The sequence below is a fragment of the Streptomyces noursei genome (genome assembly GCF_016917755.1).
In the GTDB taxonomy this organism is placed as follows: domain Bacteria; phylum Actinomycetota; class Actinomycetes; order Streptomycetales; family Streptomycetaceae; genus Streptomyces; species Streptomyces yunnanensis.
In genome coordinates this window covers 2,024,660-2,048,471 of sequence record NZ_CP070326.1, presented here as the reverse complement: position 1 = coordinate 2,048,471, position 23,812 = coordinate 2,024,660, and the positions used below count along the sequence as shown (strand labels likewise).

Sequence of the window (23,812 nt, the reverse complement as noted above, 5' to 3'; positions counted from 1 at the left end):
CGACCGTCCCCGGCCTGTCGCGAGCGATCTTCGTACCTGCTTTCGAGACCCTAGCGGGGCGACAGCGGTGAAGAGGCGGTATTGCGGAAGTGGAGGAACCTTTGCAGTCGGATACAAGTCCCGTGGCGGGCGCGGACGTTCCGGGCGCGGGGAGCGGCTCGGGGCGGCTCGTCGAGGCGGCCGGCGAGCCGGCCCGGAGCGTGCTGCGGAACGAGATACTGATCGTCCTGGCGCTCTCCCTGGGGGCCAGTGCGGTCTCCGCGCTCATCAGCTTCATCGGGTCACTGACCAAACCCGGCGGCCTCAAGCACCAGGCGGCGACGCTCAATGCCTCGCACGCGCCCGGCCGGCCCTGGCTGGATCTCGCCTGGCAGCTGTTCGGCATCGCGACCGCACTGGTGCCGGTGGTGCTGGTGGCCCACCTGCTGATGCGGGAACGGGCCGGCGGGCTGCGCGCCATCGGCTTCGACCGGCGACGGCCCGGCTTCGACCTGGGGGTCGGCACCGGGCTGGCGGCGGCCATCGGGGGCAGCGGGCTGCTGCTCTACCTGGGCGCGCGGGCCGCCGGCTTCAATCTGACGGTGGTGCCCGAGGCGCTGCCCGACGTGTGGTGGAAGATCCCGGTGCTGATCGCCTCCGCGGTGCAGAACGCCGTCCTGGAGGAGGTCATCGTCGTCGGATACCTGCTGCGCAGGCTGGGGCAACTGGGGTGGACGCCGTGGGCGGCGGTCGCGGTCAGTGCGGTGCTGCGCGGTTCGTACCACCTCTACCAGGGCATCGGCGGCTTCGTCGGCAACATGGTGATGGGCGTGATCTTCGCCCTGGTGTACCGGCGCTGGGGCCGGGTCGGCCCACTGGTCGCCGCGCACGCCCTCATCGACATCGTCGCCTTCCTCGGCTACGCGCTGCTCGCCGGGCGGGTGCCCTGGTTGCCCACGGGGTGAGGCGCGGTATCCGGCGGTGCGGGGCGGGTGGCCTGGTGGCCCCCGCCCCGCACCGTGTCCGGACGGCGGCGGTCAGACGAGCAGTTCGCCGTCGATGACGGTCACCGCCGAGCCGGTCAACAGGGTGCGCCCGCCGCGCAGCTCGGTGCGGACCAGGCCGGTCCGGGTGCCGCCCTGGAAGCCGACCAGGTCGCCGCGGCCCAGGCGTGCCGACCAGAAGGGGGCGAGCGCGGTGTGCGCGCTCCCGGTGACCGGGTCCTCGTCGACGCCCACGGCGGGGAAGAAGCCGCGCGAGACGAAGTCGTAGGCGCCGTCGGGGTCTTCGGCGCGGGCGGTGGCGATCACGCCTCGCCCGCCGTGTCCGGCCAGCAGGGCGCAGTCCGGCGCCAGGTCCCGCACGGCCTTCTCGTCGGCCAACTCGATCAGCAGGTCGCCGACGTCGGGCCCGGTGTCGTGCGCGGAGCGGATCTCGGCGCCCAGTGCCCGGGCGACGACGTCCGGCACGTCCACGGGGGTCAGCGGGGCGGTGGGGAAGTCCATGGTGATCGAGCCGCTGTCGTCGGCATGGGTGATCAGCACGCCGCTGCGGGTGCTGAAGCGCACGGTGCCGGTCGCCGTGCCCGTGGTGTGCAGCACGTGCGCGGTGGCCAGAGTGGCGTGCCCGCACATGTTCACCTCGGCGGTCGGGGTGAGCCAGCGCAGCGCCCAGTCGGCGTCGCCGCCGGGGGGAAGCGGGTGCGCGAAGGCGGTTTCGGAGAGATTGACCTCGGCGGCGACGTGTTGGAGCCAGGCGTCCTCGGGGAACGCGCCGGCGTCCAGCAGCACGACGCCGGCGGGGTTGCCGGCGAACGGACGGTCGGTGAAGGCGTCGACGATGCGGATCCTCATGGCCGGAGCGTAGGCGTGCCGCAGGGCCACGGGCCAAGGCCAATCCCGGGACATTGGACCTGGTTGGCGGCTCCCACGGTCCTCCGCCCGGGGTCGCCACGGCGTCGCGGTCGTCAGGGTGTCGCGATCTGGGGGGCGTCGCGATCGGCGGGGCTCGACGGCGCGCGTTCGGGAGTCACGGACCCGGATGGAAGAAAAGGCACGGGCGACCCTTGCTCGCCGAACACTCCCGATATATCGTTGAAGCATCGCGATCGGTCAAAGATTGCGAGCGATAGCACGTGCGTGAGCACTGATGACGAGAGGGAGGACGCCATGCGTTCCCAGGGATACGAGTACGGACCCGACCACGGACACGAGCACCGTGGCCCCGGGCGCCGCGGTGGCCACGGCGAGTTCGGTGGCGGTTTCGAGCGGCGGCGCGCCGCCTTCGGAGGCTTCGGGCCGCCTTTCGGCGGCCCGCCGTTCGGTGGCGGCCGGGGGCGCGGCGGGCCCCGTGGCCGGGCCCGTCGCGGCGATGTGCGGGCCTCGATACTGGCGCTGCTCAAGGACCGCCCCATGCACGGGTACGAGATGATCCAGGAGATCGCCGAGCGCAGCGGTGGGGCGTGGAAGCCCAGCCCCGGCTCGGTCTACCCCACCCTCCAGCTGCTGGAGGACGAGGGGCTGATCACCAGCGCCAGCGAGGGCGGCAAGAAGCTGTTCTCGCTCACCGAGGCCGGCCGCGCCGAGGCCGACAGCGGCTCCGACGCCCCTTGGGAGGACGCCGGTCGCGGCGTCGACTGGGAGGCGATGAACGAGATACGGAAGGCGGGCGGCGGCCTGGTCGAGGCGTTCCGTCAGGTGTGGGCCACCGGCAGCCCCGAACAGCGGGAGAAGGCCATGGCGGTGGTCAACAAGGCCCGCAAGGAGCTGTATCTGATCCTCGCCGAGGAGGACTGACGCGGCGGGCCGGGGCGGGGGTGCCGTAGGGCGCGGCCGCCCCGGCGGCGGCTCAGGCGACCAGGCCGGCGAGCTTGCGCAGCGACTCGTTCAGCGCGGCGCTCGCCGAGTCCTTCAGCTTGGCCGCCATCAGTGAGACCGCGGCGCCGGTGAAGGATCCGTCGATCCGGACCGTGGTCGTCTCGCCGTCGGGCGTCAGCTGATAGCGCATGCCGAGGTTGACGCCCATCGGGCCCTTGCCCTTGACGGCGAGCAGGCGGCCCGGCTCCAGCTCCTGCACGGTCCAGCTCACCTCCGCCGGGAAGCCCATCAGCTTCATGTTCTCGTCGTAGGTCGCGCCCGCGTGGAGGGGCTGGGGGCCGCCGTGCGGGAAGTCGGTGTGGGTGGCGTTCCACTGCCCGTAGGAGTCGAAGTCGGTGAGCCGGTCCCAGACCTTCTCGGCCGGTGCCTCGATCCGGGCCTGGGCGGTGACATCGGCCATGCGTGCACCCCTTCGGTGACGGCGTCCTGGCTGGTGCGCGGAACGTAGCGGTACGGGGGCGAGGGTTCAATAGCAACTGCCGGGCTTTACTGATGGTTTGTCAGTTCCGCGCGGGGCGAGGTCGTGCCGGACGGGTCGGCGGGCGGTCAACGGGTGTCGGCGCGGCCCGCGCGCCGGATCCGCCGGACGGGTCCTGGCCGCCGGCCCGGGTGTCCACAGTCGCGCCGTGGCACGCGGCCGGCGGTGCTCGGTTGTCGTCCGTGACCTGGTGATATGAGGCGGGCAAACGGGAGTGCGCCCGTTTGCGACGAGATGCCCGACCTCCACGTTCTCTCCGCATATCCTCCGTGAGGATGAGATCGTGTGTCGGCTTCCCCAACCAGGGTGGGATGCGCAAATGCTTCCCGCCGGGGATGCTCCGGCCTTTCAGGACTGGTGGGGTGGGGCTGTGCAAAACCGTACTGCGTACAGTGGCGGCGACCGCTCCGCCCAGGAGGACCCCGACGGCCAGCTCACCGTGGAGCTCGCGTCGGTGGTGTCCGCTGCCCGCAGGCGCGCCACCCGCGACGGCGACCACCAGGTCGACACCGCACACCTGCTCCACGGACTCCTGGAATGGGACCCCGCGGTCCGCGAGGTCTTCGACGGCGGCCAGCAGGTCGCCCGGCTCCTCGGTTACCTCGTCCAACGCAGCATCGGCTACGGCCTCCAATGGCACGGCACCGTCGAGGACTCCGGCGCCGTCCCGATGGTCACCGAAGGCGGCGTCCCCGGTTGGTCGCCCGCCGCGGCCGCCGCCATGGACGGTGCCCTCGATCGTGCCCACGCCCGCTACGCCACCCGCGCCGGCTGCCTCGACCTCCTTGCCGCACTGGTCGACGACCCCGAGTCCCGCGCCGTCGAGGTCCTGCGCCGGGCCGCCGTCGACACCGCCCGGCTCGCCGCCCGCCTCGACGGCGACCAACAGCCCGTACCGGACTGACCGGGACATCGCGCACGCCGCCCCGCGGCCCCCGCGTATCGCCTGATGAGACAGGGGTTTCGGGGGGTGACGCTGCTGACCGCGACTGCCATGATGACCCGATGCACGCCTCATCGGGGAGCCCGGCAGGCCACACCACCGGCCCGGGCCACGGAACTTCAGGGTCCACGGGGACCCCACGGTCGGCCGCGCCCGGCCCGCGCGCCGGACGTGGCGCCGGACTCGGCATCGCCCTGCTCTCCGCACTCGCCTTCGGCGGCTCGGGAGTGGCGGCCAAGCCCCTGATAGCCGCCGGCCTCGAACCGCTGCACGTCACCTGGCTGCGCGTCACCGGCGCCGCGCTGGTGATGCTCCCCGTCGCCTGGCGCCACCGCGACCTGCCCCGCCGCCGGCCCGCACTGCTCGCCGGCTTCGGACTGCTGGCCGTCGCCGGCGTCCAGGCGTGCTACTTCGCCGCGCTCTCCCGCATCCCCGTCGGTGTCGCACTGCTCATCGAATACCTCGCCCCCGCCCTCGTCCTGGGCTGGGTGCGCTTCGTCCAGAAACGCCCCGTGAGCCGCGCCGCCGCCGTCGGCGTCGTCCTCGCTGTCGGCGGACTGGCCTGCGTCGTCGAGGTGTGGTCCGGCCTCAGCTTCGACGCCCTCGGTCTGCTCCTCGCGCTCGGCGCGGCCTGCTGCCAGGTCGGCTACTTCGTCCTCTCCGACCACGGCGGAGACGGCGAGGGCGACGCGGTGCCGGACCCGCTCGGCGTCATCGCCTACGGCCTGCTGATCGGCGCGCTCGTCCTCACCGTCGTCGCCCGGCCCTGGAACCTGCACTGGTCGGTACTGGGCGGCACCGCCGACATGAACGGCATCGAGGTCCCCGCGGCGCTGCTCCTCGCCTGGATCGTGCTGGTCGCCACGGTGGCCGCCTATCTCACCGGAGTGGTGTCGATCCGGCGGCTCTCCCCGCAGGTCGCCGGCGTCGTCGCCTGCCTGGAAGCGGTGATCGCCACCGTGCTCGCCTGGGTACTGCTCGGCGAACACCTCTCCGCGCCCCAGATCACCGGCGGCGCGGTGGTCCTGATCGGCGCCTTCATCGCCCAGTCCGCCAAACCGCGGACCGAACCGGGAGGGGCCGGCACCGCCACCGTCGCCGGCGGGGGAGCGCCCGCAGTCGACGCCCACGGGCCCCGGACCGCGCGGGACGGCGCCACGGAGCCCTCCGGCGACGAGTTGTCCGCCGGTTCACCCACGACATAGGCTGACGATCATGCATTCGACTGTGCTGCCCCCTCCCGCCGCGTAAGGCGGGCGGCGGCCTCCGAGGAAATCCCGGCCCGGGCGGAGTCCCGAGCCGGTTGACGCTGCCCGCACACGGGACCACGCGACCATGTCACGGCGCCCAGCGCCGTCCTGGATTTCCCGGAGTACAGCTCCCATGCACAGCACACCCCACCCCGCCCTGCCCGTGGGCCGGGGACTGGCCTACGTCTCCTTCGCCGCGACCGCCTGGGGCACCGCCGGCGCGGCCGCCGCCCTCCTCTACCACGGCAGCGGACTCGGCCCCCTCGCCCTCACCTTCTGGCGCACCTTCGGCGGCCTGCTGCTCCTGCTCGCCGTACGGGTGGCACGGCGGCACCGCACCGGCAGCACGCGCGACACCACCACCCCGTTGCCGGCCGAGCCGCTGCGCCGCCGCGCCGCACGGGTCGCGGTCACCGGCATCGCCCTCGCCGTCTTCCAGGCCGCCTACTTCGCGTCCGTCGAAGCCACCGGCCTGGCCGTCGGCACCGTCATCACCATGGGCGCAGGCCCCGTCCTCATCGCCATCGGGGCCCGCCTGGCCATGGGCGAACGGCTCGGCGCCGGCGGCGTCCTGGCCGTCGGCGGGGCACTGACCGGCCTGCTGATCCTCGTCCTCGGCGGCGACGGTGCCACCACCGTCCGCCCGGCCGGCGTCGGCTACGCCGTGCTCTCCGCCGCCGCCTGCGCCGTGATGACCCTCACCACCCGCCGCTTCGGGCGGGGCGGCGGCAGCGACCCCTACGCCTCGACCATCAGCGCGTTCGCGGTCGGCGCCCTGTGCCTGCTGCCCCTCGCCGCGGCCGAGGGGCTGTGGCCGTACGCCCACGACCTGGGCCGCAGCCTGCTCCTGCTCGGGTACATCGCCGCGATCCCCACGGCCCTCGCCTACGGCCTCTACTTCGCCGGACTGGCCGTCGTACGGGCCGCGACCGCTTCCGTGATCTCCCTGATCGAACCGGTCTCGGCGGCGGCCATCGCGGTGCTGTTCCTCGGTGAGCGGCTCACCACGGCGACGGCGGCCGGCACCGCCGTCCTGCTCACGGCCGTCGCGGCACTGGCGGTGACGGAGGCCCGCGGCCGCGACCGCGGCGACCTCCGATAGCCGCTCGGCGGCTGGTCCTACGGGACCAGCCGCCAGAACTGCCGCTTGTCCTTGTCCCGGACGACGACACCCAGTCGGGCCAGTTCGTCCCGCAGCTCCCGGGCGTCCTCGGCCGTCCCCGACTTGCCGAGGGCCCGCTCGCGCGCCGTGAACAGGGCGTTCGCGCCGATCGGCAGCCCCGGGGTGTCCGGTACCCAGCGCCGGAACTCGTCCTCGTGCGGATCGCCGTCCGCCCAGTCGTAGCCGTGCTCACGGAAAGCCCCGGCGAGGCGCTGGACGCTCAACGTGCAGCCCTCCCGCGCGAGTTCGGCGGTGTCCTGGCCGAGGAGGACCAGCTCCTTGCCGTCCCGGAAGGCCAGCCGGACCGCCGCGCGCGGGAACGCCCGGGGCTTCGCCCGCCGGGTGAGCACCACCTCGTCGTCGGCGACGCGCACGGCCAGCTCGTCGTGCTGCCCGAACAGCGCGACCGCCAGCCCCAGCACCGCACCCAGCGCCAGGACGCCGATCGTCAGCCAGGGTTCCGGGATCGACGTCAGCAGCCTGGCCGGGCCCTGCCAGGGCGCGTGCTCCAGCGTCACCAGCCACTTCGCGAGCAGCCGCACCAGCCAGCCGACGCCGGCGCCGAGCGCCGCGAACACCGCGCAGACGGCGACCACCATCGCGGTCGAGTCGGCCAGGACGGTGGGGCCGCTCGGCCCGCCGGGCTCCGATCCCGGCGCGGCGGGGCCGGAAGTGGGCTGCGGCTTGTGGGTGTCCATGTGTCTGATCCCCCTGGGTGATGCGGGTCGTGCGCGTCGCCAGCAATAATAAACCGAGTAGGCGGTCTATTATTGGCCACGGAGCGGCCGGAGCCCGTCCCGGCGGCAACGCCGGAGCGGCCAGGCGGATCGACCGACGCAGGGCCACGGGCAGAAAGGCGAGAGCGCCATGAGGAAGATCGACCCGGCGAAGCACCGCGCCCGACGCCGGCACATCGTGCACACCGCCGCCCAACTCTTCGCCGCCAAGGGCTTCGAGCGCACCACCACGGCCGAGATCTGCAAGGCCGCCGGCATGAGCTCCGGCAACCTCTTCCACTACTTCCCCAACAAGCGCGCGATCTTCCACGCCATCTTCGAGGACGACGCCGGGGAGGCAGGGGAGAGCAAGGCCGAGCGGCTCGCCCGGGCACAGGCCGGCGACGACCCCTGGGAGGCGCTGCTGGAGGTCGTGGACCTCCTCACCGCCGACGCCATGGACCCTGTCGCCCCGCCGCTGGTCATGGAAGCAGTCGTCCAGGTGCACCGCGACCCCGAACTCGACGCCCTGCTCGGCCGGGACAACGCCCTGGAACACACGGCCCTCACCACCCTGCTCACCAGGGCCGCGGCCGCCGGCCAGATCGACCCCGCGCTCGCTCCGCACGACGCCGCGACCTGGGTCCAGGCCCTGATCGCCTCGCTCTACAGCAGCGCGGCCGCCGACCCGGCGTTCAAGCCCGCCGAACAACTGCCCGTGCTGCACCTGATCCTCCAGCGCTTCCTCCAGGCGCCACCGCACCGCGAGAACGCGCCCGAGGCATGACGGGCGGGTGCGCCGCCGCGCTCAGCGGGCGTCGTCGCCCTCGGCGCGCGAGCGGGGCTTGGCGCGCACATGGATGCGCTCGCCCTGACGCCCGAAGAGACTGAGGACCTCCACCGGGCCGTCCCCCGTACTCCCGAACCAGTGCGGCAGCCGGGTGTCGAACTCCGCCGCCTCGCCCGCCCCCATGACCAGATCATGGTCGGCCAACACCAGCCGCAACTGCCCCGCCAGCACATACAGCCACTCGTACCCCTCGTGGGTACAGGGGTCCGGCGTACTCCGCGTGGCCGGAATGACCATCTTGAACGTCTGCAACGGACCCGGATGACGGGTCAGCGGCAACACCGTGGCGCCGTGCATGTGCCGCGGTTTGAGCCGCACCCGCGGATCCCCGACCTCCGGCGCCCCGACCAACTCGTCCAAGGGGACCTGGTGCGCCTGCGCGATGGGGAGCAGCAGCTCCAAACTCGGCCGACGCTGACCGGACTCCAACCGGGACAGGGTGCTCTTGGAGATCCCGGTGGACTCGGCCAGCGCGGCCAACGTGACGCCGCGCTCGGTCCGCAACCGCTTCAGGCGCGGACCGACCTCGGTGAGGGCCCGGGAAATGGCAGATGAGTGTTCCACACCGTCCATTGCACCGCGCCATTCCCGGATTCGGCAACAAACATTGCTGAGAACGCGACGCCTGGCGCAGCCTGCGGACGGAGGTGATCGCCATGAGCGAGACGAACGTCGGGTCGAGCGTCGAGCAGAACATTGGGCCGAATATCGAGCCGAACAGCGAGGCGCACATCGAGATGGATGCCGCGGGGAAGGGCGAGATGAACGCGGAGGTGGAGGCCGAGGTGGAGGCCGAGATGAACGCCGGGATGGCGCGGAGCCCCGGCGGCGGGGCGGAGAGTGCCGCACACGGTGCCGGGGCCGCGCACCACACGCACGGTCCAGCCCGCGAAGCGGAATGGGACGTCGTGGTCGTCGGGGCCGGCGCGGCCGGACTGAACGCCGCCCTGGTCCTGGCCCGGGCCCGCCGACGTGTGGCAGTGGTCGACGGCGGGGCACCCCGCAACGCACCGGCCGACCGGATGCACGGCTTCCTCTCCCGGGACGGCATGCCACCGGCCGCCCTCCTGGAGGTCGGCCGCGCCGAACTGGCCACCTACGGAGCCGAATTGATCAACGGCCGGGCCGTGGAGATCACCCCCGACCTCGGCGTGCGACTCGCCGGCGGCCCCGAACTCCGCGCCCGCCGCGTCCTGGTCGCCACCGGCCTGCGCGACGACCTCCCCGACCTCCCCGGCCTCCGGGAACGCTGGGGCCGGGACCTGCTGCACTGCCCCTACTGCCACGGCTACGAAGTCCGCGATCGGCCGCTCGGCGTACTCGGCAGCCACCCCGGCTCCGTGCACCAGGCGCTCCTGCTGCGGCAGTGGTCGGACGACGTCGTCCTCTTCCCGCACCAACTGGACCCGAGCGACGAGGAACGGGAACGGTTGGCGGCGCGCGGCGTGCGGATCGCCGAGGGGACGGTCAAGCGGCTGGTGGTCGACGACGACCGCCTGCGCGGGGTCGAACTGGCCGAGGGGCACGTCGTGCCGCGCGCCGCCGTCTTCGTCTTCCCGCGGATGGCGCCGCACGACACCCTGCTCACCGCGCTGGGCTGCGCACGGAACGAGGACGGCTGGGTGCGCACCGACCGCTCGGGACGGACCAGCGTGCCCGGCGTGTGGGCCGCGGGGAACGTGGCCGATCCGCGCGCGCAGGTCGTGACGGCCGCAGGCATGGGGGCGGCCGCCGCCTTCGCCCTCAACCTCGACCTGGTGGAGGAGGAGGTCGAGCGGGCCGTGGCGGAACGCCGGGCGACGGTCGGGGCGCACCGCTGACCCCCGCGGCCGGAGCGCGGCGGCACACCGGATGAACGACCCCGTACGTCGTTCATCCGGTGGGCCGTGGGCCGTGGGCCGGACACCGTGTGCTGGACGCGCGTCGGGCGTGCGTTGACTCCAGCTCTCCTACCTCTCCTGCCCCGCTACCTCGTCCCGTTCGAGCGGCTCGCGGTCGGCGCGGAGCCGCCGGCGGCCGCGAGGCGGCGCTGCTGGTGACGGCGCGCCGCGGCATCGCCGGGACCGTCCCGTTCGGCGAGGCGTGCCGAGATGCGGTGCTGGACCGCCTCGCTCCGCTTGCCGCCGTACTTGAACTTGGCCCGCACATCGAGCACTTCGAGGCGCAGCCCGCGGATGCCCGGCAACTGCCGACCGTACGGGGCCGCTTCGGCGACGACCGGAGCCGAGCCGCCGTCCGGCTGGAAATGGGCCAGCTGGCGTTGCAGCAACGCGGCCTTGGCCTCCGGATCGTCCACCACGTGCGCGGTGCAGCGGAGCTGGACCGCCGCGTAGAAGCTGGTGGGGACGCCGTGCTCGGGCGGCTGGTCTTCGCCGGCCTGCCACGGGCCGGGGATGAAGGTGTAGTCGTCCACCACGCTCAGCAGGACCGTCGGGCTGTCCAGCAGCGCGGACCAGATGGGGTTGGGGCGGGCGAGGTGGGTGACGGCCTCGCGGTGCGCCGGGTCGTAGGCGAAATGCAGCGGCTGCACCCACGGCGGCTCGCCGGCGGAGCCGTTGACCGCGAGCTGTCCGAAGTCATGGGCGGCCAGCCACTCCTGCCATTCGGCGTCGTCGCCGGGGGCGTCCCAGGGATGGATGAGCATCGGTGCTCCTCAGCGGGCGGAGAAGTAGTCCGGGGTGGGGATGCCGGGGGCGAGGTCGTCGGCCGGTATCGGGGCGCCGTAGGAGGGGGAGACGGGGAGGACGCCGCTCCAGTGGGGGAGGGCCAGGTCCTCGGGGTCGTCGTTGGGGCCGCCGGTGCGGATCTTCGCGGAGACCTCGCGCAGATCGAGGCGGAGCACGGCGGTGGCGGCCAGCTCCTTGGCGTTGGCGGGCCGGGAGTCCGCGGCGCGGCCGGGCAGGACGTGATCGACGAGGGCGTCCAGCGCGGCCTTCTTCTCCTCCTGGTCGGTGACCTGGTGGGCGGTGCCGTGGACCACGACGCTGCGGTAGTTCATGGAGTGGTGGAAGGCGGACTTGGCGAGGACCAGGCCGTCGACGTGGGTCACCGTGAGGCAGACCGCGAGGCCGGGGTCGGCGCTCTGCCCGCCGGCCATCCGCAGCGGGCGGGAACCCGTCGAACCGTGCACATAGAGACGGTCGCCGACCCGGCCGAAGAGCGTCGGCAGGACGACCGGTGCGCCGTCGCGCACGAAGCCGAGATGGCAGACGTAGCCCTCGTCGAGGATCGCGTGCACCGTCTCCTCGTCGTACCTGGCCCGCTCCCGGGCGCGGGTGGGGAGGGTGCGATCCGTCGCGGCGAAAGACTTTCCCTCGGCCATTGCGAACTCCATTGCACTAGTACATAATCAACTTTGTGCTAGGAGAGTATCGGATCGAAGGGCGGCGCGCATCGGAGATTGCCGCAAGCGTCGAGCGAGCCATCGGTGCCGGCGAGCTCCAACCAGGCGAAGTCCTGCCCCCACTAAGGGAGTTGGCTGTCTATCTGGAGGTGAATCCCAATACGGTCGCGTCCGCGTACCGCACGCTCCGCGACCGAGGAGTGATCGAAACCGCGGGCCGGCGAGGCAGTCGCGTCCGCCCCAGACCCGCCAGCACCTCCCGCGAGGCACTGCGCGCGGTGGCCCCGCCCGGCGTCCGGAACGTCGCCGACGGCAACCCCGACCCGACCCTGCTCCCTCCACTGGAGGAAGCACTGGCCGAAGCCGCCGCGCGCAACACCCGACGTCCCGTCCTCTACGGCATGCCCGCCGTCGACGACGACCTCGAAGCACTCGCCCGGGCGGCGTTCACCCGCGAGGGAGTGCCCGAGAGCCCCATCGCCGTCGCCAGCGGATCCCTCGACGCCATCGAACGCATCCTCGCGGCGCACCTGCGCCCCGGAGACGCCGTGGCGGTCGAAGACCCCGGCTGGGGCAGCCTGCTGGACCTCATCCCCGCCCTCGGCCTGCGCCCCGTGCCCGTCGGGGTGGACGACGAGGGCCCGATCCCCGAGCGGATGGCGGCGGCACTCGACGGCGGGGCCCGCGCGGTCGTTGTCACCGACCGGGCACAGAACCCCACGGGCGCCGCCATCAGCGGCCCCCGCGCCGCCGAACTCCGCACCCTGCTGGCCGGACACCGCGGAGTGCTCCTCATCGAGGACGATCACGGCCATGGCATCGTCGATCTCCCGCTGCACCCGCTCTCCGGCGTCACCGACCACTGGGTGCTGGTCCGCTCGACCGCCAAGGCGTACGGCCCCGACCTGCGCCTTGCGGCACTGACCGGCGACCCGATCACCATCGACCGGGTCCGCGGACGCCAGCGCCTCGGCCCCGGCTGGGTCAGCCATCTGATCCAGCACGCGGTGGTGCACCTGTGGCGCACGTTCGCGATCGACCCCAAGGCGGTCGCCGGTGCGTACGGCGCACGGCGGGACGCGCTGATACGTGCCCTTGAGGAGCGCGGAGTCCCGGCGCGGGGACGCAGCGGGATGAACGTCTGGGTACCGGTCCCCGACGAAACGGGTGTGGTGGCCCGACTCCTGCACTCCGGTTGGGCGGTCGCCCCCGGTGCCCGCTTCCGCATGCAATCCCCGCAAGGCATCCGGATCACCGTCTCCGGCCTCGCCGTCGACGACGTCGCCCCCCTGGCCGACGCGATAGCCGAGGCAATGGGGGCGGGGGTGGGGGAGGCGCGGAGGTATGAGTGAAGGGGGCGGTGAGGGGTGCGGATAGGGGGTGTGGGGTGGGGTGGGGGGGGAGGCCCCGGGGGGGGGAGGGGAAGGCGGGAGAGGTGAGAGGCCCGGGGGGCGTGCTGGGCGTAGGAAGCGGGCCGCTCGCTGGGAGGGGTGGAGCCTTGTGCCCGTAGGAGAGCGGTTGGCCCCCGAGAGGTTCGGGGGCCGGGGTGGAGTCGTGCCTGCCGGATTTCGGCCGGGCGTTGTGGCTTCGCTTCGACTCCGGCTTCGACTTCGGCGTGGGTCTTGCGGCGGGGGATGGTTGCTGCGGACGGCTACGAGGTGCGGGGCTTGCTTTGGGTGAGGGCGGCGCCGGCCAGGACGATGACGGCGCCCACGGGAGTGTTCCAGGCGAGGTGCTCGTTGAGGAGGGCCACACCGGACGCGGTGGCGATGACGGGGGTGAAGTAGGTGACCATCTGGGCGGTGGTGGGTCCGACCTCCGCGACCAGGCCGTACTGGAGAAGGAATGCGACGCCGGTACCCAGCGCGCCGAGGGCGAAGACGGCGAGGAGCGGGACGGCCGGGAAGGCGGTCGGCATCGAGGTGAACAGCGCAGTGACCACGGCCAGTTGGAGGGTGGCGAGCAGTAGCTGGGCACTGGACTTGGCCAGGTGCGAGTGCTCGTCCCGTGCGAGGGTGCGGCGGACGTAGATCCAGCCGATCGGGTAGCTGAGCGAGGCGCCCAGGGCCATGGCGGTGCCCGTCAGGTCGGTGCCGGAGAAGCCCTGCCAGGCACCGAGGACGGTGAGCACCCCCAGGAATCCGATGCCGAGCCCCGCGACCCGGCGTCGGGTGGGGCGGTCCTCCGAGAGCGCCACGACCGACAGTGCCATGCCCCACAGCGGCGAGGTGGCATTGCAGATGCTCGCCAGTGTTGAGGGGATCGTCAGCTCGGAGTAGGCGAAGAGCGAGAACGGCAGTGCGTTGAGGAGGAGCGCGGCGACCGCGAGGTGGCCCCAGGTCCGAGCCGAGCGGGGAAGTCGTTCGCGCTTGATCACGAGGAACACCAACAGCACCAGTGCGCCGAACGCCACCCGGCCCAGCGAGACTTGCAACGGTGCGAAACCCTCGGTGCCCAGTTTGATGAAGAGGAAGCTGAATCCCCAGACCAGGCAGAGGAAGGCGAAACGGATCTGCCAGGCGAAGGTACGGCGTGGCGCGGGCGCGTCCTGGGCGGAGCGTGAGGCGGTCGAGGCCGCGACGGGTGCCGGTGCGGATCCGGGAGCCGGGGCGTCGGCGGAGATGGCGCGTGCAGAGGGCGCGTCGGTGGTGCTCATGGCGTCTACGATGCAGGGATTCAAATTCGTAGCACAAGTGAGAATTAATGGCAGGTATCGCTTAGCATTACTTATATGTTGAACCTTGATCGGCTACGGACTCTGTTCGCCATCGCCCGGCACGGTTCGGTCAGCGCGGCAGCCGAAGGGCTGCATGTGACGACCTCGGCGGTCTCCCAGCAGATCGCCAAGCTGGAACGCGAGACCGGACAGCAGCTACTGGCGAAGAACGGGCGGGGAATCCGACTGACCGACGCCGGTCGGCTGCTCGCCGACCATGCGGCGCGCATCCTCTCCCAGGTGGAGCTGGCGCAGGCCGAACTGGAGGCGCATCGCGGTCAGCCCGTGGGCGAGCTGCGGATGAGCGCTTTCCCGACCGCGGCGCGCGGACTCTTCCCGTCCGCGCTCGCCGCGTTGCGCGCTGAACATCCGCAACTCCGCCCGCGACTACGGGAGATGGAACCGGACGACTCGGTGCGCGGTGTGGTCCGCGGTGACGTCGATCTGGCCGTCGTACTCGACTGGTACAACCGGCCGCTGTCGCTGCCCGAGGGGCTGGCGAAGGCGCCGCTGCTCGACGACCCCTCGGATGTGGCGATGCCGTCGGACCATCCACTGGCCGGGCGGAAGTTCGTGGAGTTGGAGGAGTTCACGGGCGACGAGTGGATCTCCTGGCCGCAGGCGGGGTTCTGCCATGACTGGCTGATCTTCACGCTGCGCAGCAAGGGGGTGGAGCCGCGTATCGCGCACCTGGTCGAGGAGCATCACACTCAGCTCGCCCTGATCGCGGCCGGGTTGGGTGTCGCGGTGGCGCCGCGGCTGGGGCGCGGGCCGGTGCCGGACGGCGTGAGTGTGGTGCCGGTACGCCATCCCATGCGGCGGCATGTCTATGCCATCTGGCGCGCGGACGCCGATCGCAGACCCTCGATCCGGGCGGCCGTGGCAGCGCTCCAGAGGGCCGGGGAGCGCGTGGAGGCCGGGATGGATGGGGAAGGGGGCCGTTCGGGGGGTGGGGCTGGGGTTGGGGGAGAGGGCTGAGGGGGTGGTGGGGTGGGCGGTGGCTGTGGTGGGCGAGTGCTGCTTGCGCTCTCCCCCCCCGCCAGCCCCCTCCCCCCTCCCCCCTCCCCCCGCCCCTCCCCACCCACCCCCTCCACCGTCGTCGCGGGATTGCTCGTCCCCCTGCGCGATTCCATGGGGGATTCCCCGTGCCCGTGCCCCAGGTAGACGTCGGTTCCCTGAGGGCAGTTGGGGGTGCCTGGCGTGCTCGGGCATGCCTGGCCGTACGTCGCCAGCCCGGCCGCGCCTGGCCGTGTCGTGCCCGGCCGTGCTCGTTCCCGATCGAGACGGGTCAGTTTGAATCGTGTTCGGCTGCGTCAGGCCGTGTCCGGCTGTCCCGTGAGTGAGCCAGTCACTCTCACCGGCGTGAGCCAGCTTCGGACGCGAGCCAGTCACCGTCAGGGTGAGCCACTCGTCCCGACGCGAACCAGTCGCCCCGGTGTGGGCCAGTCCCCTCCCCCTCCGGTGCGGGCCAGTCATCCCCGATGTGAGCCAGTTGTCCTCCTCTGGTGCGCTCCAGGTCTGTGAGTCTCCCCAGCTTGCGAGCCTCCCAGGTCGTGGGAGCGGGCGTTCCTGGGAAGTACCGGTTCGGCCCTGCCGCGGGTTGTCCGCTTGCTCACGGCTGGGGCTTGGTGTCACCCGGGTCCGGGCTCCGAGGTGGCGATGGACTGGATGATGCCGAGGTCGAGCAAGTCCTGTGGGCGGATGTGGAGTTGGTTGGCGGTGTGTTGGGCTTCGGCGGGGGAGCGTTTGAGGATGGCGGCGGCCAGTTCGGGGGCGATGACGGAGAAGTAGCTGTCGGGGGTGGCCCACAGGCGGTTCGGCGCGGCCAGGGCGAGTGCGCCGCCGGATCCGCCTTCGCCGATGAGGAGTGAGGTGACCGGGACGCGGGCGGAGGCGAGCGCGGCGAAGGTGTCGGCGATGGCTGCGCCGGCCCCCGCGCGTTCGGCGTCCGCGTCGTTGGCGGCGCCTGGGGTGTCCACGAGGGTGAGGACGGGGATGCCGAGTCGGTCCGCGAGTCGTATCAGTCGGGTCGCGGTGCGGAAGCCGGCCGGGCGGGTGGCGGTGCCGCACTGGGCGGCGAAGGCGATGGTGCGGCCTTCGCGGTGGCCGAATCCGCAGCGCATGCCGGGGTCGCGTCCGCCGCACCGGTCGCCGCTGATCTCCTCCCAGCTGTCGAAGTACGCCCGTAGATAGGCCTCGGCGCGTGGGCGGTGGGTGTCGCGGGCACGGCCCACCGCGTCCCAGCCGGTGGTGGGGAGAGCAGTGGTACCCAGCGCGGCGGGGACGGGGGCCGGGGAGGGTGTTTCGGCCGATGGGCCTTGTGTGTCGGAGAGCAGCGGGAGCCAGCGTCGGAGTGTGGCGCGGAGGGCGTCGGCGGGGACCACGGCGTCGACCTGGCCGGCGGCGAACTGGCCCTCGGCGGAGTAGGCATGGGGGTCGGCGTCCGGTGGCCGTACCCGCGAGCCGGCGAAGCCGACCTGGGCCTTGGGGAGGGCGAGGATCACATCGGCACCGGCGCCCAGCGTGGCCCAGCCGCCTCCGGTGGTCGGGTCGCGGAGCACGGCGATCTGCGGAAGTCCCGCGGCGCGGTTCAGTGCCGACTGGCGGGCCACACGCTGGAGTTGTGACAGGGCCCGCATCCCTTCCTGCATCCGGCTGCCGCCCGTCGCGATCAGCGTCACCAGGGGCAGGCGCCGCTCGCGTGCCACGGCGTAGGCGGCTTCCAGCAGGTCGCCGGTGCGTTCGCCGAGGGATCCGCCGAGGAAGCCGAACTCGAAGGAGAGCACCACGGCGTCGGTGCCTCCGATCGAGGCGAGGGCGGTGAGCACCGACTCGTTCTCGCCGGTCCGGGCGCGGGCGCGCTCCCGGGAGGCGTCGTAACCGTGCCAGTTGAGGGGGCCGTCGGGGGGAGCGGGCGTCGCGGGGACGGTGGGGAGGGGCGGGGTGAGTTCGGAGTAGGAGTCGGTGACGGCGGCGATGGCTTGACGGGCCGTCAGGCGCAGGCTGGGCGGCGGGGTGGCGTCGTGCGACGGTTGCTCATGCATGGCCGGCGTCCGGCGTGGGTGTGGTGGCCCGGAGGTCGCGCTTGAGGATCTTGCCCATGTCGTTGCGCGGCAGGGCTTCGAGGAAGTGCACGACGCGGGGGCGCTTATGGGGGGCCAGCTGCTGGGCGACGTGGTCGGCCAGCTCCTGGGCGGAGGGGCGCGAGTCGGGATCGGGGGAGGTCGCGGGCACGATCCAGGCGACGATCCGCTCTCCGAGGTCCTCGTCGGGCTCGCCGGTGACCGCGGCCTCGGCGACGCCGGGGTGGGCCAGCAGCGCGTTCTCGATCTCGCCGGCGCCGATCTTGTAGCCGCCGCTCTTGATGAGGTCGGTGGCCTTGCGGCCGACGATGCGGTAGTTCCCGGAGGCGTCCCGCACGGCCATGTCGCCGGTGCGGAACCAACCGCCGTCGAAGGCCGCGGCGGTGGCGTCGGGGCGGTTGAGGTACTCGGAGAAGAGGTTGGGGCCCCGCACCTGGATCTCGCCGACCGTCTCGCCGTCGCTCGTCTCGATGGCCTCCCCGGCGTCGTCGACGAGGCGGACGTAGACACCGGGGAGGGGGACGCCGACCGTGCCGGTGGCATCGGGGCCGTCCGCGCGCACGCTGGTGTTCATCAGCGTCTCGGTCATGCCGTAGCGCTCGATCACCCGGCGGCCGGTGGCCGCGGTGAGTCGTTCGTGGTCGGTGAGGGGCAGCGCGGCGGAGCCGGAGACCAGCAGTCGGGCGCGGCCCAGTGCCTTGGCGAGGGCCGGATTCTCGCCGGCCTCCAGGGCGAGCCGGTGGTACATCGTCGGTACGCCGAAGAGCATCGTGCCTTCCGCGGACAGTTCCCGGGCGACGCCTTCGGCGCTGAAGCGGCCCAGGTGGTGGACGCTGCCGCCGCGGCGCAGCGGGCCCAGGATGCCCAGGATCAGGCCGTGGACGTGGAACAGCGGCAGGGCGTGCACCAGCACGTCCTCGGCCGTCCACTGCCAGGTGTCCGCCAGCGCGTCGAGGGTGTGGGCGAGGGCCCGACGGGGGAGGACGACGCCCTTGGGCGGGCCGGTCGTGCCGGAGGTGTAGACGATCAGGGCCGGGGACTCGTCGCCCGGCTCCAGGGGGAGTGGGTGGGGCGCCGGCTCCGCGGCGGGCTCGGTGATCTCCACGTCGAGACGGGGGAGGGCGGCCAGCGGGCCGGGGAGGACGGTGCCCGGCTCGGCCACGACGAGGGCGGGGGCGCTGTCCGTCACGATGTGCGTCAGCTCGCGCTCGCCGATCTTGGGGTTCACCGGCACCGCGGCCACGCCGGCGAGCAGCGCGGCGATGACCCCCACGGAGGTCTCCAGCGTCGGCGTCGCCCAGACCGCGATCCGGGCCGGACCGCCACCTGGGGCCAGCGAGCCGATCCGCTCGGCGAGCGGGCCGACCACCGCGGCCAGTTGGCGGTAGTCGAGTGCGCGGTCGCCGAAGCGCAGCGCGGGGGTGGGCGAGCCGTCGCGCAGTGCGGGGAAGAGCACGTTCACCGGGTCTCCTTCGATCTCGTCGGCTGCCCGGCCGGGTGGGCCGGAGCTGTCCCCATCCCGCACGCGCCGCCGCGCGGAACGGGCTGACGGATCCACTCTCGCAGAGACCGCGGAGATTGTGATCGACGGGCTGCCGGCCTGTGGATAACTCGGCTCGTGCGGTGGTGGCCGGCTTGCCTCCGGTCGCGGTGCGACGGGCAGCGGTCAGCCCGGGATTTTGCGGAAGTCCCAGGACACCACCGACTCGGGCGCCAGCCGCAGCCAGGCGTGCCGGCCGTCGTGCGGCATCTCCGCGAGCCCGAAGTACTTCCGTGTGAACAGGCTTTCCGGAGTGATCAGTTCCGGGCAGGGTTCTCCGATGCGCGGCGCTTCGCCGACGAACTCCGCGAGGCCGGTCAGTTCGGCGCCGCGCAGCTCGCCGTAGTCGTGCCCGTCGTCCACCAGCACCGCGATCCGCGGGTCCTTGCGCAGCTGCGCCCACCGCTTGCTGCGGGTGATCGAGTACAGCCAGAGCGCCGTCCCGTCCCAGACGAACCACAGTGCGCCCAGGTGCGGCGTGCCGCATCCGCCGACCGTGGCGACCCGGCAGGTCCGCTGGGACGCCAGAAAGGCGTCGAGTTCGGCCGGGGTCATCATGATCCGGCGGCCTCGGCGCTGGGGCGCGGTCGACCGGGATGTGCCGTCCGTGCGGGGTGTGTGCTGCGCGCGCGGTGTTTCGGTCATCCTCGCCGCCCCTCGCTGATTCTGATGGTGTGTCAGAAATCATGGGGGCTCTTCCTGCCGGACGCAATGGTCGATACGCTCGCGCCTTCCGGCCCGCCGCGCCGGCATCCGCCCGTACGGGAGGACACCGGCGCGACGCCCGCAGGGGGAACACAGACGGAACGTGCAGAGGGGATTGCCGATGCCTTCGGACGCCCGGCTCGCCGAGCAGCTGGACCCGGCCACGACGGTGCTGCTCACCGTCGAGTGCCAGCGCGGCGTGGTCGGCCCCGACAGCGCCCTGCCCGAACTCGCCGAAGTCGCCCGCACCTCAGGGGCGTTGGTGCGCATCGCCCGGCTGGTGTCGGCCGCCCACGGCGCCGGTGTCCAGGTGCTGCACGCGATCGCCGAACGGCGTCCCGACGGCCGCGGCGCCAACCACAACGCCCGGCTCTTCCGGGCGGCCGAGCGGCTGCCGGTGCGGCAGATCACCGGGTCCACCGCGGTGCGCGTCGCCGACCCCATACCGGTGTCGGAGGACGACCTGGTGGCGCGCAGACTGCACGGGCTCTCCCCGCTCGCCGGCACCGATGTGGACGCGCTGCTGCGCAACTTCGGCTGCCGCACGCTCGTCGTCACCGGGGTCTCGGCCAACGTGGCGATCCCGAATGCCGTGTTCGACGCGGTCAACCTCGGCTACACGGCGGTGGTCCCGGCCGACGCCATCGCGGGGGTGCCCGCCGACTACACCCCCGCGATGATCCGCAACACCCTCGCCCTGGTGGCCACCGTGACGACCACCGAGGCCGTCCTCACCAACTGGCAGCGCCCGAAGCGCGCCCGCTGACCCGGCGCCCCGATGCCTCGGTGCCCCGGCGCCCCCGGGCGTCACGTCCTGGTGGCGGCCTCCCCGGGGGCGGGCAGCGCGTCCTTGAGGAAGTCGCGTTGGACGCGCAGCAAATTGGCGTTGACCGCGTCGTCGGCGGGCAGGTGGGTGGCCCCCGGCAGCGGCAGCACGGTGTGCGGGCGGCCCGCCGCCAGCAGTTCGGCCGAGAAGCGCAGGGTGTGCGCGACGGCGACGTTGTCGTCCGCCAACCCGTGGATGAGCATCAGCGGGCGGCGCAACAGATGGCCGTCGCCGGCCAGCGAGGAACGCGCGTAGTTCTCCGGGTGCGTATCGGGATGGCCCAGGAACCGCTCCTTCCAGTGGGTGTCGTACATCCGCTGATCGGTGGGCGGGGCACCGGCGACCGCCGCGTGGAAGACGTCCGGGCGGTGCAGGACGGCCGCGGCGGCCAGGAACCCGCCGAACGACCAGCCCCGGATCGCCACCCTCCCGAGATCCAGGTCGACGAAGCGCTCCCCGGCGGCACGCACCGCGTCCACCTGGTCCTCCAGCGCCGGACCCAACTGGTCACCGTGCACCGCCTTCTCCCAGACCGGCCCCCGTCCCGGAGTGCCCCGTCCATCCACCACCAGGACCGCGAAACCCTGTTCGGCGAACCACTGGGACACGCAACCGGTCCACCCCCGCGCCCGTACGGCGAGCTGGAGCCCCGGCCCGCCGTACGGGTCGAGCAGGACCGGCAGCTTCCCGGTGCCCGGCCGGTGCCAGGCCGGCAAGTACAGGGCCGCACGCAACTCCCGTTCCCCGAGGGTGAGGTGGAGCGGCCGCGGCGTGACCACCGGCTCCTCGGCGAGTGAGGCGAGGGCCACGAAGGCCCGCGCTGAAGTCGGCTCTGCAGGCTGCGCGGAGCGCCGCTGCGACGGCCGCTGCGAAGGCTCTTGCGACGGCTGTCGTGACGGCTGCTGTGAGGGCTGCCGGGAGGGTGCAGGTGTGGCCGGTTCGGCCTCGCCCCGTATGACGCACACCTCGTGTCCCCGCGGCGTCAGGCCCGCCAGGACGGTCGTCCCGCCGCGCCCGGTGCCGGTCCATACACCCGGGTCCCGGCTCAACCGGCGGCATCCGACGCCGGGTTCATGGCACCACACATGGGTCTCTGCCGGGTCGTCGCTCGCCGCGAACAGCACCCGCTCGCCCTCGACGCCCAGCACCTCGCGCAGCTGCAGTCCCTCGGGCGTGACCCGCCGCCCGCCCACGGTCAGCCAGCGGGTACCGTCCGCGTCCTCCGGGAGCACCAGGGCGCCGGAGGCCGTCCGGGCCGGGGTACCGGGCACCAACTCCACCCAGGCGGGATCGGTCCGCTCGTGCCGCACCTCGGTGGCGCCGGTCATCGGATCGACCGCCAGGGTGCGCACCACTCGCTGGTCCCGGCTCTGCACGGCCACGAACGGGCCGTGCGCGTCCCAGCCCGCATCGACGACGTACTCGTACGCCGTGCGGTCCCAGGAGACCTCCGTGCGGTCGCCGTCCAGGGTGAGCAGGTGCAGCGTCACCTCAGCGTTGGCGGTGCCCGCCGACGGATAGCGGACCACCTGCGGCGGCCGGGCCGGGTCCGCCGGGTCGCTGAGGTACCGTCGCGCCACCGGGGCGGTGTCGACCCGCGCCACCAGGAGGCGGCGGCCGTCCGGCGCCCACCAGTAGCCGCGCGAGCGGCCCATCGACTCCTCGGCGACATACTCGGCGAGCCCGTAGGAGATGTCCGGCCCCTCCGCCCGCGCCACTTGCCGGTCGTCGCCGTCCAGCCCGACGACGTGCAGGCAGTGCCCGCTCACATACGCGATGTGCCGCCCGTCCGGCGACGGCCGTGGATCGACCACCGGCCCGGCCGTCGGCACGGCGAACGGCCCACCGCCGTCCGTAGGCACCACCCACAGAGTGCCGGACAGTGCGAACGCCGCCAGCCGCGCCGCGCCGTCGGTGGCGTAGCCGACCACGCCGGTGGAACGTTCGCGCGCCCGCTCGCGCCGCAGTCGCTCCTCCTCGGGAACGTCTTCGCAACCCCCGCCCACCAGGGCCACCGGATCGGCCAACAGCCGCTCCTCACCTGCCTCGTGCTGCCACAGCCGTCCAACGGGATCGCTGCCCGACCCGGTACGCACAAAGAGCACCCGTCGCCCATCCGGGGAGACGGTGAACTGCCTGGGCACACCAAGAGAGAAGCGTCGGGTACGGGCGAACTGCTCCGGGAAGAGGGCGGGGTTGGTGTCGGTAGCCGTGTCGCTATCAGTGCCGGTATGGGTGTCAGCGTCGGTATGGGTGTCGGTGTCGGTGTCGGTATGGGCGGCGGGGGTGTTCGTGGTGTCGTTTGTACGGCGTTTCACGGTGTTGTCCTCCATAGGTGGTGATGAGGCGGCATGCGCAGAACGGGAGCGCTGCGTGTGGTGTGCAGGGAGTGCAGTGCAGGGTGTGCAGAGTCGGAGCATGCCGCAGGGACGCGTCGCCGGATGGGCGCGTGTGTGTGCGTGGTCGGCCGCTTGGCCGGGGAAGTTGCTGTGCGCACACGGCGGTTGAGCCGGGGGTCAGGAGTGTCTGTGGCGTCCGTGGAGCGTTGTCGTCCGGCCGGGCTTCTGCGCGGGGACGACGGCCACCTGAGGCGACCGGACAGGCACTGTCGCTACGGTCAATCGGAGCCAATAGATCATACCCGGACGGTGGGTGCTGCCGCAGCCGAATAGCGTGCGCCTGTGGGTAGGGCGCGCGTACCGTCCCCGACGCGCGCATGGCGGGTGCCCACTGCAGGGTGTTGGTCGCGAAGGCGCCGGGGCGCAGGAACGTCCAGGCGAGCCGGGACCGGCGCAGGGCCTCCTCGGCCGCGCGGTGCATCCGCACGATCGGGTCGCGCGTCGGATCGCCCGACTCCACCCCCAGGGCGGACAGCAGCACGATGTGTGGGCAACCGGCCGTCTCGGCAGCCGCGACGAACCCGTCGATGCCGTGCGCGCGTCCGGCCGGCGGACGGGGGGTTGGACGACGGCGGCCGCCGGGATCGGCCCGCGCGACCGGGCGCGACTGGGCCGCCGCTGCGTCGCCGACCTCCGTGGATCCGGCCGGTACCCCGACGATCCGGGAGTCCGGCAGCTCGTAACGGAACTCTCGCGGGAGAGCGGTGAGTTCGCCGAGCTGTGGAAATGCCATGACGTCGGTGTCCACCGCACCGTCACCAAGCGCATGGTCCACCCCGATGTGGGTGCGCTGGACCTCAGCTGTGAGGTGCTCGCCGTTCCGGATTCCGATCAGCGCGTCATGGTGTACACGGCGGCGCCGGGGACCGGCACGGACCGGGCATTGCGCGGCCTGTGGGCGAGGGTGGGGGAGCAGGGCGGCTGCTGAAGCCCCGCTTCCCGGGCG

Annotated in this window: 23 protein-coding genes; 11 read left to right on the top strand and 12 right to left on the bottom strand. The window is 72.8% G+C overall.

The features are described 5' to 3' along the window. Positions 1 to 122: 122 nt before the first annotated feature. On the top strand, positions 123 to 944 hold the full coding sequence (locus JNO44_RS09020) for a CPBP family intramembrane glutamic endopeptidase (protein ID WP_420882626.1): 822 nt from the start codon (positions 123 to 125) through the stop codon (positions 942 to 944). A gap of 72 nt (positions 945 to 1,016) precedes the next feature. Here the strand turns inward: JNO44_RS09020 and JNO44_RS09015 are convergent, their stop codons facing one another. Next, positions 1,017 to 1,832: a PhzF family phenazine biosynthesis protein gene (locus JNO44_RS09015; protein WP_205362832.1), complete on the bottom strand. Its 816-nt coding sequence runs from the start codon at positions 1,830 to 1,832 to the stop codon at positions 1,017 to 1,019. Positions 1,833 to 2,147: 315 nt separating this feature from the next. Here JNO44_RS09015 and JNO44_RS09010 point away from each other — a divergent pair, with 315 nt between their 5' ends. After that, complete coding sequence (locus JNO44_RS09010; RefSeq protein WP_205362830.1) at positions 2,148 to 2,774, top strand: PadR family transcriptional regulator; 627 nt, start codon at positions 2,148 to 2,150, stop codon at positions 2,772 to 2,774. A gap of 52 nt (positions 2,775 to 2,826) precedes the next feature. On the opposite strand, the gene JNO44_RS09005 is transcribed toward JNO44_RS09010, so the two are convergent. Further along, the gene (locus JNO44_RS09005; RefSeq protein WP_205362829.1) at positions 2,827 to 3,255 is read right to left on the bottom strand and encodes a type II toxin-antitoxin system Rv0910 family toxin; all 429 of its coding nucleotides are present in this window, start codon (positions 3,253 to 3,255) and stop codon (positions 2,827 to 2,829) included. A 448-nt stretch (positions 3,256 to 3,703) separates the two neighbouring features. Here JNO44_RS09005 and JNO44_RS09000 point away from each other — a divergent pair, with 448 nt between their 5' ends. The 3 genes from JNO44_RS09000 to JNO44_RS08990 all read left to right on the top strand — a co-directional run bounded on the left by JNO44_RS09000 (position 3,704) and on the right by JNO44_RS08990 (position 6,628). Next, positions 3,704 to 4,237, top strand: coding sequence for a Clp protease N-terminal domain-containing protein (locus tag JNO44_RS09000; protein WP_205362828.1), 534 nt, complete (start codon positions 3,704 to 3,706; stop codon positions 4,235 to 4,237). Positions 4,238 to 4,338: 101 nt separating this feature from the next. Continuing rightward, a complete protein-coding gene (locus JNO44_RS08995; RefSeq protein WP_205362823.1) occupies positions 4,339 to 5,481 on the top strand; it encodes an EamA family transporter in 1,143 nt (380 codons plus the stop codon). 178 nt (positions 5,482 to 5,659) lie between these two features. Further along, positions 5,660 to 6,628: a DMT family transporter gene (locus JNO44_RS08990; RefSeq protein ID WP_205362821.1), complete on the top strand. Its 969-nt coding sequence runs from the start codon at positions 5,660 to 5,662 to the stop codon at positions 6,626 to 6,628. 17 nt (positions 6,629 to 6,645) lie between these two features. Here the strand turns inward: JNO44_RS08990 and JNO44_RS08985 are convergent, their stop codons facing one another. Further along, the gene (locus JNO44_RS08985) at positions 6,646 to 7,386 is read right to left on the bottom strand and encodes a YqeB family protein (protein ID WP_205362819.1); all 741 of its coding nucleotides are present in this window, start codon (positions 7,384 to 7,386) and stop codon (positions 6,646 to 6,648) included. A 169-nt stretch (positions 7,387 to 7,555) separates the two neighbouring features. On the opposite strand from JNO44_RS08985, the gene JNO44_RS08980 reads away from it, so the two are divergent. Next, the gene (locus JNO44_RS08980) at positions 7,556 to 8,191 is read left to right on the top strand and encodes a TetR/AcrR family transcriptional regulator (RefSeq protein ID WP_205362817.1); all 636 of its coding nucleotides are present in this window, start codon (positions 7,556 to 7,558) and stop codon (positions 8,189 to 8,191) included. Between the two features lie 21 nt (positions 8,192 to 8,212). On the opposite strand, the gene JNO44_RS08975 is transcribed toward JNO44_RS08980, so the two are convergent. Then, positions 8,213 to 8,827, bottom strand: coding sequence for a helix-turn-helix domain-containing protein (locus tag JNO44_RS08975; protein WP_235092729.1), 615 nt, complete (start codon positions 8,825 to 8,827; stop codon positions 8,213 to 8,215). A gap of 236 nt (positions 8,828 to 9,063) precedes the next feature. Here JNO44_RS08975 and JNO44_RS08970 point away from each other — a divergent pair, with 236 nt between their 5' ends. Then, entirely contained in the window at positions 9,064 to 10,074 is a 1,011-nt protein-coding gene (locus tag JNO44_RS08970; RefSeq protein ID WP_205369570.1) for an NAD(P)/FAD-dependent oxidoreductase, read from the top strand. A 146-nt stretch (positions 10,075 to 10,220) separates the two neighbouring features. Here JNO44_RS08970 and JNO44_RS08965 read toward each other — a convergent pair whose 3' ends face one another. After that, positions 10,221 to 10,898, bottom strand: coding sequence for an FMN-binding negative transcriptional regulator (locus JNO44_RS08965; RefSeq protein ID WP_205362808.1), 678 nt, complete (start codon positions 10,896 to 10,898; stop codon positions 10,221 to 10,223). 9 nt (positions 10,899 to 10,907) lie between these two features. After that, positions 10,908 to 11,576: a pyridoxamine 5'-phosphate oxidase family protein gene (locus JNO44_RS08960; RefSeq protein ID WP_205362807.1), complete on the bottom strand. Its 669-nt coding sequence runs from the start codon at positions 11,574 to 11,576 to the stop codon at positions 10,908 to 10,910. A gap of 35 nt (positions 11,577 to 11,611) precedes the next feature. On the opposite strand from JNO44_RS08960, the gene JNO44_RS08955 reads away from it, so the two are divergent. Next, positions 11,612 to 12,949, top strand: a complete 1,338-nt coding sequence (locus JNO44_RS08955; protein ID WP_205362806.1) for an aminotransferase class I/II-fold pyridoxal phosphate-dependent enzyme — start codon at positions 11,612 to 11,614, stop codon at positions 12,947 to 12,949. 299 nt (positions 12,950 to 13,248) lie between these two features. Here JNO44_RS08955 and JNO44_RS08950 read toward each other — a convergent pair whose 3' ends face one another. Next, positions 13,249 to 14,253, bottom strand: a complete 1,005-nt coding sequence (locus tag JNO44_RS08950; protein ID WP_205362805.1) for a DMT family transporter — start codon at positions 14,251 to 14,253, stop codon at positions 13,249 to 13,251. Between the two features lie 75 nt (positions 14,254 to 14,328). Between JNO44_RS08950 and JNO44_RS08945 the strand changes: the two genes are divergently transcribed. Beyond that, the gene (locus tag JNO44_RS08945) at positions 14,329 to 15,291 is read left to right on the top strand and encodes a LysR family transcriptional regulator (RefSeq protein WP_205362804.1); all 963 of its coding nucleotides are present in this window, start codon (positions 14,329 to 14,331) and stop codon (positions 15,289 to 15,291) included. Positions 15,292 to 15,944: 653 nt separating this feature from the next. Here JNO44_RS08945 and JNO44_RS08940 read toward each other — a convergent pair. The 3 genes from JNO44_RS08940 to JNO44_RS08930 all read right to left on the bottom strand — a co-directional run bounded on the left by JNO44_RS08940 (position 15,945) and on the right by JNO44_RS08930 (position 19,581). Beyond that, entirely contained in the window at positions 15,945 to 17,357 is a 1,413-nt protein-coding gene (locus JNO44_RS08940) for a carboxyl transferase domain-containing protein (RefSeq protein WP_205362803.1), read from the bottom strand. Beyond that, positions 17,350 to 18,858, bottom strand: coding sequence for an acyl-CoA synthetase (locus JNO44_RS08935; protein WP_205362796.1), 1,509 nt, complete (start codon positions 18,856 to 18,858; stop codon positions 17,350 to 17,352). Before JNO44_RS08935 ends, JNO44_RS08940 begins: the two co-directional genes overlap by 8 nt. Before the next feature lie 204 nt (positions 18,859 to 19,062). Continuing rightward, positions 19,063 to 19,581 (bottom strand): pyridoxamine 5'-phosphate oxidase family protein, encoded by a 519-nt coding sequence (locus JNO44_RS08930; RefSeq protein ID WP_420882625.1) that lies wholly within the window; start codon positions 19,579 to 19,581, stop codon positions 19,063 to 19,065. A 181-nt stretch (positions 19,582 to 19,762) separates the two neighbouring features. Between JNO44_RS08930 and JNO44_RS08925 the strand changes: the two genes are divergently transcribed. Next, positions 19,763 to 20,407, top strand: a complete 645-nt coding sequence (locus tag JNO44_RS08925) for a cysteine hydrolase family protein (RefSeq protein WP_205362795.1) — start codon at positions 19,763 to 19,765, stop codon at positions 20,405 to 20,407. Positions 20,408 to 20,448: 41 nt separating this feature from the next. Here the strand turns inward: JNO44_RS08925 and JNO44_RS08920 are convergent, their stop codons facing one another. Next, positions 20,449 to 22,785 (bottom strand): prolyl oligopeptidase family serine peptidase, encoded by a 2,337-nt coding sequence (locus JNO44_RS08920; protein WP_420882624.1) that lies wholly within the window; start codon positions 22,783 to 22,785, stop codon positions 20,449 to 20,451. Next, positions 22,706 to 23,347, bottom strand: a complete 642-nt coding sequence (locus JNO44_RS43310) for an SDR family oxidoreductase (protein ID WP_240167496.1) — start codon at positions 23,345 to 23,347, stop codon at positions 22,706 to 22,708. Before JNO44_RS43310 ends, JNO44_RS08920 begins: the two co-directional genes overlap by 80 nt. Between JNO44_RS43310 and JNO44_RS43305 the strand changes: the two genes are divergently transcribed. Further along, a complete protein-coding gene (locus tag JNO44_RS43305) occupies positions 23,282 to 23,794 on the top strand; it encodes an MmyB family transcriptional regulator (RefSeq protein WP_240167495.1) in 513 nt (170 codons plus the stop codon). The two genes, JNO44_RS43310 and JNO44_RS43305, sit on opposite strands and share 66 nt — an antisense overlap. Positions 23,795 to 23,812 lie beyond the last annotated feature (18 nt).